General features: G+C 33.8%; 19 protein-coding genes. 7 read left to right on the plus strand and 12 right to left on the minus strand.

All coding sequences use genetic code 11. From position 1 onward, the window contains the following. Positions 1 to 176: 176 nt before the first annotated feature. The 4 genes from AAGU22_RS02965 (at position 177) to AAGU22_RS02980 (ending at position 2,163) form a co-directional block, all read left to right on the plus strand. Complete coding sequence (locus AAGU22_RS02965) at positions 177 to 413, plus strand: hypothetical protein (RefSeq protein ID WP_458720751.1); 237 nt, start codon at positions 177 to 179, stop codon at positions 411 to 413. A gap of 364 nt (positions 414 to 777) precedes the next feature. Continuing rightward, entirely contained in the window at positions 778 to 1,314 is a 537-nt protein-coding gene (locus tag AAGU22_RS02970) for a CHRD domain-containing protein (protein ID WP_458720752.1), read from the plus strand. Positions 1,315 to 1,766: 452 nt separating this feature from the next. Then, positions 1,767 to 1,940: a hypothetical protein gene (locus AAGU22_RS02975; protein ID WP_458720753.1), complete on the plus strand. Its 174-nt coding sequence runs from the start codon at positions 1,767 to 1,769 to the stop codon at positions 1,938 to 1,940. Continuing rightward, positions 1,921 to 2,163: an MscL family protein gene (locus tag AAGU22_RS02980; protein ID WP_458720754.1), complete on the plus strand. Its 243-nt coding sequence runs from the start codon at positions 1,921 to 1,923 to the stop codon at positions 2,161 to 2,163. Before AAGU22_RS02975 ends, AAGU22_RS02980 begins: the two co-directional genes overlap by 20 nt. 270 nt (positions 2,164 to 2,433) lie before the next feature. Here the strand turns inward: AAGU22_RS02980 and AAGU22_RS02985 are convergent, their stop codons facing one another. The 4 genes from AAGU22_RS02985 to AAGU22_RS03000 form a co-directional block, all read right to left on the minus strand. Then, positions 2,434 to 2,784, minus strand: a complete 351-nt coding sequence (locus AAGU22_RS02985) for a hypothetical protein (RefSeq protein WP_458720755.1) — start codon at positions 2,782 to 2,784, stop codon at positions 2,434 to 2,436. Between the two features lie 214 nt (positions 2,785 to 2,998). Next, on the minus strand, positions 2,999 to 4,186 hold the full coding sequence (locus tag AAGU22_RS02990; protein ID WP_458720756.1) for an alpha/beta hydrolase family protein: 1,188 nt from the start codon (positions 4,184 to 4,186) through the stop codon (positions 2,999 to 3,001). Positions 4,187 to 4,362: 176 nt separating this feature from the next. Then, positions 4,363 to 4,659: a hypothetical protein gene (locus AAGU22_RS02995; protein WP_458720757.1), complete on the minus strand. Its 297-nt coding sequence runs from the start codon at positions 4,657 to 4,659 to the stop codon at positions 4,363 to 4,365. A gap of 19 nt (positions 4,660 to 4,678) precedes the next feature. Further along, positions 4,679 to 4,984: a hypothetical protein gene (locus tag AAGU22_RS03000; protein WP_458719600.1), complete on the minus strand. Its 306-nt coding sequence runs from the start codon at positions 4,982 to 4,984 to the stop codon at positions 4,679 to 4,681. Positions 4,985 to 5,267: 283 nt separating this feature from the next. Between AAGU22_RS03000 and AAGU22_RS03005 the strand changes: the two genes are divergently transcribed. After that, positions 5,268 to 5,804, plus strand: coding sequence for a hypothetical protein (locus tag AAGU22_RS03005; RefSeq protein ID WP_458720758.1), 537 nt, complete (start codon positions 5,268 to 5,270; stop codon positions 5,802 to 5,804). Between the two features lie 79 nt (positions 5,805 to 5,883). Here the strand turns inward: AAGU22_RS03005 and AAGU22_RS03010 are convergent, their stop codons facing one another. The 6 genes from AAGU22_RS03010 to AAGU22_RS03035 form a co-directional block, all read right to left on the minus strand. Then, on the minus strand, positions 5,884 to 6,165 hold the full coding sequence (locus AAGU22_RS03010; protein WP_458720759.1) for a SemiSWEET family sugar transporter: 282 nt from the start codon (positions 6,163 to 6,165) through the stop codon (positions 5,884 to 5,886). 142 nt (positions 6,166 to 6,307) lie between these two features. Further along, the gene (locus tag AAGU22_RS03015) at positions 6,308 to 6,475 is read right to left on the minus strand and encodes a hypothetical protein (protein ID WP_458720760.1); all 168 of its coding nucleotides are present in this window, start codon (positions 6,473 to 6,475) and stop codon (positions 6,308 to 6,310) included. Positions 6,476 to 6,564: 89 nt separating this feature from the next. Beyond that, positions 6,565 to 6,759: a manganese catalase family protein gene (locus tag AAGU22_RS03020; RefSeq protein WP_458720761.1), complete on the minus strand. Its 195-nt coding sequence runs from the start codon at positions 6,757 to 6,759 to the stop codon at positions 6,565 to 6,567. After that, on the minus strand, positions 6,744 to 7,112 hold the full coding sequence (locus AAGU22_RS03025) for a manganese catalase family protein (RefSeq protein ID WP_458720762.1): 369 nt from the start codon (positions 7,110 to 7,112) through the stop codon (positions 6,744 to 6,746). The genes AAGU22_RS03020 and AAGU22_RS03025 overlap by 16 nt, the downstream gene beginning before the upstream one ends. A 390-nt stretch (positions 7,113 to 7,502) precedes the next feature. Then, complete coding sequence (locus tag AAGU22_RS03030; RefSeq protein ID WP_458720763.1) at positions 7,503 to 7,751, minus strand: hypothetical protein; 249 nt, start codon at positions 7,749 to 7,751, stop codon at positions 7,503 to 7,505. Between the two features lie 489 nt (positions 7,752 to 8,240). After that, positions 8,241 to 8,747, minus strand: a complete 507-nt coding sequence (locus AAGU22_RS03035; RefSeq protein WP_458720764.1) for a hypothetical protein — start codon at positions 8,745 to 8,747, stop codon at positions 8,241 to 8,243. A 376-nt stretch (positions 8,748 to 9,123) separates the two neighbouring features. Between AAGU22_RS03035 and AAGU22_RS03040 the strand changes: the two genes are divergently transcribed. Next, positions 9,124 to 9,579: a hypothetical protein gene (locus AAGU22_RS03040; protein ID WP_458720765.1), complete on the plus strand. Its 456-nt coding sequence runs from the start codon at positions 9,124 to 9,126 to the stop codon at positions 9,577 to 9,579. A gap of 561 nt (positions 9,580 to 10,140) precedes the next feature. On the opposite strand, the gene AAGU22_RS03045 is transcribed toward AAGU22_RS03040, so the two are convergent. Continuing rightward, positions 10,141 to 10,356 carry a hypothetical protein gene (locus tag AAGU22_RS03045; protein ID WP_458720766.1) on the minus strand — a complete coding sequence of 72 codons (216 nt, stop codon included), beginning with the start codon at positions 10,354 to 10,356 and terminating at the stop codon, positions 10,141 to 10,143. A gap of 981 nt (positions 10,357 to 11,337) precedes the next feature. Further along, positions 11,338 to 11,490: a hypothetical protein gene (locus tag AAGU22_RS03050; protein ID WP_458720767.1), complete on the minus strand. Its 153-nt coding sequence runs from the start codon at positions 11,488 to 11,490 to the stop codon at positions 11,338 to 11,340. 236 nt (positions 11,491 to 11,726) lie between these two features. On the opposite strand from AAGU22_RS03050, the gene AAGU22_RS03055 reads away from it, so the two are divergent. Beyond that, positions 11,727 to 12,527, plus strand: a complete 801-nt coding sequence (locus AAGU22_RS03055; RefSeq protein ID WP_458720426.1) for an alpha/beta fold hydrolase — start codon at positions 11,727 to 11,729, stop codon at positions 12,525 to 12,527. The last annotated feature ends 343 nt before the right edge of the window (positions 12,528 to 12,870 follow it).

A 12,870-nucleotide genomic window follows, 5' to 3' on the forward strand; every position in this document is an offset into this window, starting at 1 on the left:
TTTCCTTGTGTATTCCAATCACTAATTAATTTAATTTAGTATCTGCTCAAAGTAACTCACTAACGGGTTATGATCATGGACGCTCTGATGGGGATATACCCATATCGGGTTAAAGATATTTAAATCAGTCAGAAAATGGACCTGAATATCAGACCGGTGAATTTATGAAGGGCTATATGAAAGGGTTTGCTGAATGCTATAATGGAAACTATTCCTGTTTTGACCAAGGCTACTTTGCCGGAATGAACTATGCTGGAATGGCGGGTACATTTGATAGTGGTAATTACGATAGATGTGGTTCTCTCTACTATAACGGTTACGTGTTACATGTTTGGATGCATATCAGTACCGGGAAATTACTAGGGGCGTATAGAAATGTTCTAGGCGAAGACAAAGTTATTGACAGGCATTAACAAGGATGAACTTAAAGCTATTTAATTTATCACAGATCTTTTCAATTAATTTTGATTAGTAAAGTACAATATACTTTAAGACAAAATAGAATTGTAGAGATCTCATTGTCACATTCTTTGTTACGTCAAGTAATGTATAGATCTCAACGAAACCGAGAGTGAAACCAATCATCTCATTATGTATTATGCCATCTACATTGCGTTACATGGTCATTCATTTCAAGTATCAAATAATGTCCATACGAACTGAGGAAAAAAAGTTAAGAGGAGGAACTCATAATCACTGTCAAAAGTAAATACGCGATTACCTTATAAATGACAAAACTATAGATACGTTACAATGAAGCAAGATCGCAATAGATTTGTGAACATAGAAAGTAGCAAGTTTTTAGTAGCAGTTACATTGTGTTTTAGTCTTATGATTATAATAACTGCGACAAATATGATGTCGCCATCAGCCATCAAATTTCCAACTTTTGCCTTAGCACAAGAGCAGCAAAACTTTACCACAAATCTTGTCGGGCAGGATGTGGTTCCACCAATAAATTCTAAAGCTACTGGTACCGCTGAGTTTACTCCTAGCAGCGATGGAATGAGTATGAATTATGAGGTGTACGTTAAGGATATAGATGGTGTCACACTTGCTCAAATATATCAAGGTCAAGAAGATGGAAATGGTCCTGCATTATCAACACTCATACGCTTCAAAGATATAACTCCAAGCGGTCCAGTGAATGGACTGTTAACCCAAGGCGTTATAACATCTGATGATCTTCAAGGGCCATTGATTGGAAAACAGGTGTCTGATCTGACTGAACTTATGGAAAATAACAATACCTACGTGGAAATCCAGACCACAGAAAATCCTAACGGAGAAATTAGAGGACAAATAATCAAATAAAATAATTGACTATGCATATCGATTATTTGGGATAATTGATATGATTGATTTCTGATAGAATTTTATGGTTCTTGATAGTCAACAAGAATCGCCTAGTGAATATGGAGAGCTTTCAGCTAGCCACAATACCAAAATTATGTGTCATACAACTGCACATGTTATGAAATATGTATAATGATGCCAAACGAAATATTTGGATTCAGTAAACCCGATATATAAGAAAAGAAAAACCAGTAAAGCAGACTAATTTAGTTTAAAATTTTATTTCGATCTAATAAACTCATACTGATATCCTTATTATTCCCACAGGCTCGCTACTTATTTGAGTAGCACTATAAGACTAATCATCTAATAGTAACACGTGCAAACATTATAGAACTAGAATTATCTTATTGGATGATAGCTAGGAAACATTCAGATATCATTTATTTGTAGTTTTGAAAAGCTACCCAATGAGTAGTGACGATATAAAAAAGGGCGAGCCAACTGAGGAAGTATTAATTGTAAAAAAAAAACACTCGCTCAAGAATTTTTCTATTTTCTTAAAACATTTGGTATATTGGGTTAGCAATAGCCTTCGTTATTGGTCAGGCTGCTTCTGGACTAGTGACATCCTTCGTAGATGACATCATAAATCCCCTAATTGGATTATTTTTGCCTGCGGGAAATCTAGATGCAGTGTCTGTACAGGTACCTGATATATCAGGCAGAACTACCGAGTTTAGAATTGGACATCTTATATCAAGTATTATTGACTTTCTGATAATCGCTCTAGTCGTGTTTCTTGCATATAAGCGACTATCGCGATTCAAACTGGTAGATGATAAAACTATACCTGAGAAGAAATAATCTGCCATATTCTTTTTTGATTTCTCTTATTCTTTATCCAACTTGTGTGAATATCCTCATGATACTCACCAAATCTCTATACAATTCTATTTAATCTCACTAAACTATGCATCAATTATTAATCTTGATGACAAAAGTGAATTAAATATGAGCAAACATGTCAAATGATGACAGTAGGATTCATTTACATTTTGTAGGAGCTGACTTTGGAACAACTGATAATCTTTTTATATTCATAAAGAAAATAATTACTAAATAAATGGACTACTATTATCGTGTTACGTTAATTGTTTTAGTCTCAATTGCGGCAACAGGTTTAATTGCAATCCCATTTGGAAATCCAAAATTTATCGACAGGGCAATTATTTTGGAGTTAACATTTATCTCACTATCCGTTTTAATATGGAAAGGATATGATAAAGCATTGTATGCATGTATCCCATTAGCTACATTAATCATCATTGGCAATAGCCTTGCTCCACCACATGTTAATTTGATGATGACCTTTTCTAAACCACTAAATGCAATTGTTCTGATTTTTGGGGGATATGTATTCCAAGTTATTCTTATATATAGCAGCTTGAGGTCAATACTGGATATTAGGTCAAAGAGATTGACCACCGCTACATGATTTTATGAAATATACCTTACAGGATTACGATAAACTTATCGCCTAAATTTTATAGGCAATTATCATCCGAATGTTTCAATTGGCATACAAAGTGTCTACCGCTATCCGTATTTTCAATTTTTAAAAAAGGATTAATGACTGATTTATAGATCATCCTACTGAATCTGTTAACAACTATTACAATTGATCAGGTAAACTGAGAAATTATTTGAAGTTTCTAACTGGGTCTGAAATCCATTTAAAGAGGTCTTCTAGAACCTTTTTTTCTAATGGTCCTCCGACAGTGGTAACCCATTGTGATGATGGATAAAATAGATGCCCCAGGTTTGGATATGTAATCAATGCATGATCAGGGTGTCTTAGTTCTGTTAGTTTTTGTTGTAAAAGCAATGCTTGTTGTATTGGTGTATCTGAATCATTCTCTCCTTGAAGAATTAAAACAGAAATATTGGATGGAACTTTATCTATGATATCGACATTAGGTAACAAAGAATATTGTGAATGAAGCCAAATAGGACATGGGCCGGATAGACCATTGCATTTCTCATTTGGGATCACAGCCGTAAAAGACTTGAGTTTGTCTAATTGCCTGGGCTTGAGCTCATCATTAATACTTATGAGAGTATCGTTATTCATATCGTATTGGGGACCCAGTCGTTCTCCCGTACCTCCTGTTCCATTTACCGATGCAACATTTTGGGCAAGAACCAAGGTAATGTTTCCAAATAGGGATGTGAATACAGGATCCTCAGAAGCCTCTTTTACTGAAATTAAACCATTATAGTCATGGTCTAGAACCTGCTGAGCGTACAACACGGGTCCCATTACCTGGCCATATCCTATTTCGTACAAATTTTGGGCCAAGGTGCCCATAAGTACAATTGCATCCACTCTATCTGAATTGTTAATCGCAATTCTTGGTACTATAGTGGTACCCTCGCTATGTCCCACCAAAACCACTTTGCTAGAGTCAACCTCTGGTTGCTGTAGGAGGACATCCAATGCTTTCTGAGCATCACGAACTAGATCGTCAAATGTTACATTTCCCCATACATTATAATCTAAAATTGTTGCATTTGCACCTACGCCTCTTTTGTCATATTGCAAAACTGCGAAACCTCTTTCTGAAAGGTATTCAGATATATCAAAGAATGGTCTAGCAGAAGGGTAAATCAAGGAGTTTGTATCATTATCTATACGAATATAACCCGCTGTTTCATTCATATCCGTCATTCCAGAGCCAGGTACCAAAAGAACAGCTGGGTAGGGACCGTTCCCAATAATTGGGAGATTTAATCTTGCATTAGTCTCCAATCCATTATCCAGATTTATTACCATATTTCTATATTTTGTTATCTTTAGCTCTGATTGACCATGAACTGTGAGAACCACACTACTAAATAAGAAACATAAAGTTAAAACATAAAATACTACTGATACCTGATTTAATGACAAAGCATATGTAATTATTGGATCTATGATTTAAGCATTGTTTAGGGTACCTTATCCGAAGGGATGTTATGCCTTGACTATTTTCATGGGTCATCACTTTTGTGGGCGCTGTTAACTTAGGCGTTTGGCACCTCCTTGTTGTGTATTTTTACAAATAGATTCAACCAGTTGTTGACATGATCTAGTTTACACTTCTCTTTACTACATGGAAAGTAATCGTCAAATCCTTCAGTTCGATCCTTGATGTACTGCATAGTTCTTTCAATCAGACTTTTCTCAAACGAAGAATTGATATGGTGTTTTAGTTTTAGGAATCTACAAGCCATTGGGTACCAGGTTCCACCGTCTGTTGATACGTCATGTTTTCCGTGAATCTTGATCAGACCTGAAATAAATCTCTCTGCGATAAGCATGTTCCTCTCCTTGGATTTATTAGCTAAGAAAGAGTGCGAGAATTTGCCTATTTTCTGGTTCGATTGCTGCCCATAACCAGGAGTATTCTGAGCCGACTTTTATTAATGTCTCATCAATGAGGTATTCTGATATTTTTGTTCTTCTTGTTGAAACCTTTCGAGGTTTATACCTTTGAATCCAATTCCAAATTGCAACGTGACTTCTATTGATAATATGTAAAAAGGACAATGCCTTGGCAGTATTTCTAAGCGATAAGCCAAGAAAGTACAAATAAAGACCATAGTAAATATGCTCTGAAGATGTTTTATTTCTTTTACTTAACATAACAGAAATAGAGCGTCTTTAAGCTAAAGATTTATCGTTAAGTTAACAGGGCCAGCCAGGACTAAGAAACATTTAAATAAATCCCTTCCTTGCTCTTTCATACTATACTCAATTCATAAGGTGTTGATGGGACACGACTGAATAACATACCTTTTAAGATATTTGAAAACTAGAATATAGATGACTTTTATAGACATTTACCTCTCCATAGACACGGATATCTCTTTTTGAATGGTTTGGATTCTATTAGTCTTTTATAACTTGTTAAATAGATAGTATTACCATGTCCAGTAAGCATGAAACAGAATCTCCTGATATAATTGAAGAAATTATTCCTGGAAAGAATAATGATTACAACGCTAAACCCATCAATCAAAACAATAACAATAATCAACAATCATTTATTGAGAATTATAATGAACAAGAATCCGCCCAGGCTGTCATCGAGGCCTCGGGAGAATCTGAAAAAAGTATGAAGAGAAATGTAGACGAAGCAGTGGATCAGATTCCTCGTTATGCTCAAACAATCGTTGAAACCCAGGAACAAACAGCACAAGCAACAAGGAAAATAGCCGAAAATTATTTGGAATTCCAAAAACAGACTATAAACTCATTTCAATCATTATTTATACCATACTTTCAAAACATCCAAAATCAACTATGGAATAATGAAGAGTTCTTTAAAAATATATCCGTGATGTATTATAAGTTGGTTAATAATTATGCAGAAAGTACAATCACTTTCAGTAGGATTTGGAACTACACTATATTTACAAATCCTGGCCTTTACAAAAATGTAACCAACAAGGCTAGTAAATAGTCAATGAACACGCCAAAAGAGGAAATAGAAATGGTAGAGTTTTGGTCGAAAGTTGGTCATGTAATACCTAAAGCTGTGTTCATTGTTCCTCTAATGGTTCTCTTGAATATTTCATCTTAAGAACTAACATCCAAATGTTTAATGATGCTCCAATAGAATTACCTATAACTATAACAATATCCGCTCTTCCAATTCCATAAATAACCCATAGTGAAAGACCAGTAATCAAGATCAGGAGAAACCGAACTGAAACATCCTCGGTATCCTTTGTTCTTAATGCTTTTTTAATCTGTGGAACGGTACTCGCAACTGTGAAGGCAGTGGCCAAAAGTCCTATGAACGTTATTAGAATATCTACCATCTATTTTATGTGGTATAACTCCTCTTTTATTGACTCTTGTGATTGTCATTTAACTTGAAGAACGCTACACGGCTTAAGCACTTTCCTAATGGGAATATTGAGAAATAACTGACTTAAATAAAAATTTTGGGATTTAATCCTTTCATAATTTCTTTGTCAAGTTCTTTAAATCTGCATCCAATCCCGGTGAAAATTCTTGTGGAGCTTCAAACATACTGGGTATTTCAACACCTTCGGGAAATCCTTCAATAACCTCAAGGGTACCACCATCATCAAATGGTGAATCACCTTTGAATATTTTATCTAACAAAGACTCTTCCCCCTTATTTGCAAATGTCCACATCTGATTATTTAGATTCTTGCTTTCCAGATCCCTGACTTCTTAAATATTAGATGTATCTATTCTTGGAACGGGTAATGATTTTCCCCAATTGACTCCCAGAGTCTCCAAAGCCTTAGCAAAAGCCTTTTCATGAACCAATCCCTTACTATTAAATAGGAGACCGTAGACCTGAATGCCTTATTATCACACATTTCATACAATCGACACTTTTGTAATCTGTCTGTTGCTTCTAGCATTAAATTATACAACATGTTAAGCACAAGATTTCCACTATCGTATCGTATACATAAGAAGCAGACCAAAGATTTCTTGCTCCACTTACTGGTCGAGCACTTTGAGCTGTAACCAAAAAGCGATGAATATTAGGAGATTCTAAAGCGATAGATAAAGGTAGTTCATTTGGATTATTTGAATTAGTTGAAGCACCTTCTAAAAGAATATTTATTGTGTTTGTTATTTGTTCAACATGTCCCATCTCTTCAGTGGCCATACTTCTTAGTAAATCTTGATAAGGTTTGGCGTTACCTCTAAAATACGTGTTTTGGAAAAAATACTGTATCAAAGTACGCATCTCCCCAAATTGACCTCCTAATCCTTCTTGCAAGGCTTGAGCAGCTTTTGGATCAGGTTTGTCTGCAGGTTGTATTGGATGAGGAATTCTATTTACTGATAGAAACGTATCATAAATTACTAATCATTAAAGTATTTAGCAAAGGTACTTAAGCTACTTAAGGATCATATTGGAAATAGCAAAGCAAAATCAAATCAATCTAATATTACTTCCAGGAGGGGCCTCTCATCCTTCAACTATGTTCCAGAAACAAAGTCGTTGGTAGTACTATTAGAATCCGATAATTATAGGATGACTATCTGAAAAATTCAAACAATTGAAAACAAGAATAAAGAATATAATTTGTAAATTTAGATTATGACAAATCGAGATTCATAATATTACCCAATCTATTGGGATAAAAATAAGATGCTATTGAAATGTTTAAGAATCGTTTTCTATTTTTGTATACTTCTCTTTTTGATACTCTTCACTTGTTTGTTGAGCATTTGTTCCTGTCTGACCTTTAGAAGTTATTTGTTGATCATTTGGATCTCTTTTGACTGCCATGGGTTCTCTCGCATTTAATTTGGCTGGAGTCATTGGTTCTTTATCTGAATACTCTGTTAATGGATCGCTTTCTCTCTTCTTATTTGTTCCAGCAGCTCCCTCTTCGTATTCTTTATCAGTCATGTGGAGACTTAATTAACATACTATTTAAGAACGACAACTAGAAATTTGTTTACCTATCCTCGTTTGTTAAATTAGGGACATTTATAGAATAACCATATTTTTAAGTGATAACTATTTTAAGTCATTTAAACATACTTCATTCCATATTTTGTTATAGGGCGTTACAGAAAAATTTCTGTCACATGAAAAAATTAAACATACCATTGAGAATAAAATAATTTATTTATACGTGATTAACATTATTTCAAAATCATGTTCCAGACATAGAGCATAGTAAAAGGATAATTGAAAGATTGTTTAATTTTGTGATGGTTGAAAATTGAGATATCTGTAATTCTGATGCTTTTATCATAGATTGCCTTTGTTATTTATAATATTTAACATTGAATAAAATATAATTGCAAGAATTAGTATAGGCAAAATCTTATGGATTTATAATATAGCAGTATCAGATACTACATATTGGCAACAGCTTTAATCTCTAAATCTCTACCTGTTCTGTACCGCATCTTGTACAGAACTTGGATCTAAATTAAGTTTTGAACCACACTCGATACAAAATTTAGATTCAGTATTGACAGCAATTGGTGGTTTGTTTGAATCAGTCATTATTTTTGGCTCTTTTATCGTATTAAATAGTTTAGATAAAGAAGTTTGAGAAAAACCCCCTCCACTTTTGTCACTCTCTTTTTCTTTAAGATAGAGCATTACCCTTGGAATATTCTCTTTCCCATTAGGATCATCTACCTTGTCACATAACCATATAACAAATTCTTTTAACGTTAAATCAGGTGTAGAATAGCCAAGAGAATGAGTAGACATGTATTGTTCAACAGCAGATCTACCATCAAATGCCTTCATTTTTAATGTATAGTATAATATGTTATCTAGTTGATAATCTTTATTTGAACCAGATAGGCTCTGTTCACTTATGGAAATCTTATAGCTTGAAAATGCTCCATCTGATATGTGATAACAGAAAAAGAAACAGAACACCTTCAAAGTATATGTATGCTAAGGTCTGTATTTGTACTTTTCAGGCTTATTAATAAGAAGAACATCGCAAAGACTTTCTTGTTTTATCAAGCGAGTCTAAATCCACATGACTTTGAACCCTTATTGCACACTAAGGTTGGAAAATAAAGTCAAATTTGTTTCAAATACCACCGAACCCGCTACCAAGTTATAGTATCTAGTATAATATAAAACAAGAAAGAAAGGTGTTTACAATTGTTCAATTCATTAATAAAAATAGCGTCACTATATACATCTTGATATTACAAGAATCATCACATTGAAAGTATCGGCTATTTTGCATGAGATAGCGACTATTATAACAGACTTGTCTCTAAAAAAACAATAATAGAAGTTAGTGAATCTAACTACTTTTTATGACACAAATTTTAATTTTCCAATAATTAATGATATACAATGGACAGAGATTATAAATCAAACGGGATTGAATGATAATGGAATTATGAACTTGCAAGGTGATAAAGATGGTGGGAATGATCGCTCTAAGGTATTAGATGATTTATTGAATTATACTCTTGAAATTCGAAGATCGAACAATTCTGAAAAATATGGTGGATGGCAAGAAAGGATTGGAAGAGTTATTGAAAAAACATATGGAAGTGACTCAATAGAGCTAAAACAGATAAAAGGTGCGATGAAACTTAATTTTTTAACTACTAGTGGACAGTCTGAGGAACAGCGACGTATCTATTTTAATAACCTGTATGAAAGGAGATTTAGCAGAATAGAACAACTGATTAACGACTTCAAATCAGAATCAGAATCAGAATCAGAATCAGAATCAGAATCTTAATATGAAATAGTTATAAATCAAATCTCGAAAGGTCTAAGAATATGGAAAGTATGATCATCCACTCGGTATATGTTTGAAATATGGTTAAAATCACATAGTTGACATTTGATTCTTAGAGTCATAATATAATAAAACACTGTATGAAATATTAGTTTTTTTCATAAGGCCCATAACAATCATCTTACATGGTTTGCTTATGGTGATTAGACGAATATTCGGAATCTCCTTTTATCATGAAAACTCTGATCGTTATCTGATGGATCATGAAAGTCCCCACGACCCGCTTAAACTTACCTATAGTAATATCGACTCAATCGTTGAAACAATATAGGTTATTGTGTATATCCTTTTATCAAACCCATGTGATCCTTATGATTTCCACCGAACTAGATACCTATTATATAGTAACGAAAGGACGGTATAAGATGTATGGTAATACTTAATTTTTATCTTTTTAAAACAAATCTTTTTCTGTTTTCATCTTCACAATCGAGTTCCTACGAATAACGACCTTTGCTTATTTTGAGAGTAAAGGTCAGTTAAACGATCTTTTGGAATCTGTTATGGTATATTCTTTTTTGCGCATGAATCACAGTATTTTTCTAAAATGGTAGCTCCATCTGCAGTGAATATTACTTCCTGAGTAGCTGTGTTACTGCAACTTACACAGTATTTTGTCTTTCCGCTAACATCAACGTATGCCCTTATCGACGAAAATTTCTTATAGGGAGAGTGCAAAGACACCATCATAGGATTAGAATTTTTTTCGCTTGTCATATCATATATATACATTTCGCATCTATTAAGTATGTCATGACGCATATCGCTGATACAGTACTCTAATCGTTACTACGAACAGAAATACAGAGGTTTCAACTACTTCTATGGAGTAATAACAAAATCGTTGTGGACAAACAATAAACATTCTTTAACAAGGTGTGGGATATTAGCTACCACTTTCTGAAAGAACCAAAGAACTAGAGTATTTGCAGAACCCAAACTATCAACAAGACCATCAGGAGTTGATCTCCTGTTTTCTCATTGATTATTAAGTCAAGTAGTGCCGCCATAAAGGCGGCGGCTCTAACTATTCGTAGTGTATAGATTACAAGGACAGGAGGCAGTAGTAGTACCAAAGCCTAGAAATGAGTACTACATGACCGTTGGAAATACTCATTTCTAAGGCACGATCATGACATCGTGTAATTTCATGGTTAATATTCTTTAGAAATGGTAATCAATTTGATTATCATAAAATAACTAATCAAATGCAACTATGTGAGAGAGCGATGGTTTTCGCTTAACTCGCTTAGGAATACATCCTAAAAGATTTCCGGATTGTACAGAATCTTATTCCATGAAATCTAAATTTTAAACCAATGTTGAAAATATTTATGGTATTTCATAAATGTTATCTTTGACTTATGGGAAGTTTGCCTTGAGGATATTATAACATACTAGTTTCTAGCTTTTTATGAAATAACCTAAAAAATTAAGAAAAAGCGTCCTTTACCTTTTCTTTTGCCTTGTTCAATGTTTCAGAACTAGGTTTTCCTTCAGCATGGTCTTGTGCAGTCTCGGCCTATGCTTTAGCGTCTTGTTGCGAATTTTTCAATTTCTTGGCTGCATCATCAATAAAATTGTCTGTCATTAAGATGAATAGTTCAAAATGGTTTATAATGGTAAGAGGGAGTTATCCTACTTTTATACACGAGAGGGAAGGATTGTATGGAACTTAGTTCCCTTAAAGCTTAAATTCTAAATTAACACTGCAGTATTAGTAGTATTGTGAGATTGTCCTTGTGCTTGAACAGTATTGTACTCTTCTATTGATAAAGCGACAACATAGATCCCACTGAATAAAAGTATTGATAAAGCAATCGACATTATTTTATTTTTTGATTGATGCATTAGGCCACAATTTAGAATGATTCATTCAATTTATGGTAATTAATATAGATTAAATAGATAAGGTGAAAAGAATCAACTTCAATATAATAATCTAATATATAGACCAGCTGTTAATGTTACCAAAATATCCTGATAAGAAAGGAATCATGTATATTAGTTATTACTACAAATTTTAGCTCTTGCAACCTGGGTTTTTACTGTGGCTATTTAAGGTATTATATACCATTGTTACTGATTTGAAAAGTAAAAACTATGAAAAAATTATAGTATTGGCTTCTTTTAGTTTAGTTGCCTTGGGCATGTTTGTTTGTTTTATATCACTTCAACAAATTTATGTTCAAGTCTCAGCTACCACTACTCCTGCAAATAGTAATGCAACTAAACCATTACCTGTTCTCTTGATACATGGTTATTTATCCGATGCATCCACATGGAAAAAGTGGGAAGATTTGTTGAAAAAAGACAATATTCCAGTTTTCCCAATAACTTTTAAGCAATCCGATGACAAATGTGGTTCAGCTGCTGAACATGCAAAAGAATTATCGAGTCAAATCGCTGATGTAACAGACAAAACTGGTCAAAATAAAGTGAATATAGTTGGTCATAGCAAAGGCGGTTTAGATGCAAGGATGTATTTGGGAAATAGCACTCAGGATGTTGCAAATTTAATAATGATAGGAACTCCTAATGCAGGCTCTCCATTAGCAGTAAATAATGAAGTATGTACACCCGCGGTATACGATTTAAGGCCCGGAGCTGCAGATACCAAAGTAAAGGAGAATCCAAATACCAAATATTACACTATTGCAGGTGATTGGAATCCTGATATGGGAAACTGCGATCTATCACTATTTTCGCCTATCCAGCAAGGAGGATACGATAATCTTCCAAAACCTAATGATGGCATGGTTCCCATATCCAGTGTAGAATCATTAGAGTATTCAGACAGCCTTGGACATAGTAAAAGTTGTCACTCTAATTTATTAAGTGAATACGAGTACGGGTTAGCAAAAGATGTGCTCATGGGAAACAAGTGACATATTAATACAAGGTTAACCAACACCTTACTAATATTGGCGGATCCTGCATAACACTAAGATATCATTATTTTAATTAGATATTCTTATCAGACTGACAGCAGAAGAGTATAAAAAATGATAGTTATACATTCGCAGTGGATGCAAACTCGTCTACAACTCGAAATTCCGAAGTAGACGTATTAAGCAAGAAGGAAGTAGAAGAGAATTCAGAAGTAACTGATGTATCTAATTTAAACAAGATATACTAGAAGAAAAAAGTATTAACTAATGAAGACGTTAGAAAGGCTTCTAAAGGTCTAAAATATTCTAATCCTTCACAAAGAAATCATTCTTCTATATA

The sequence above is a fragment of the Candidatus Nitrosocosmicus sp. R genome (assembly GCF_054408505.1).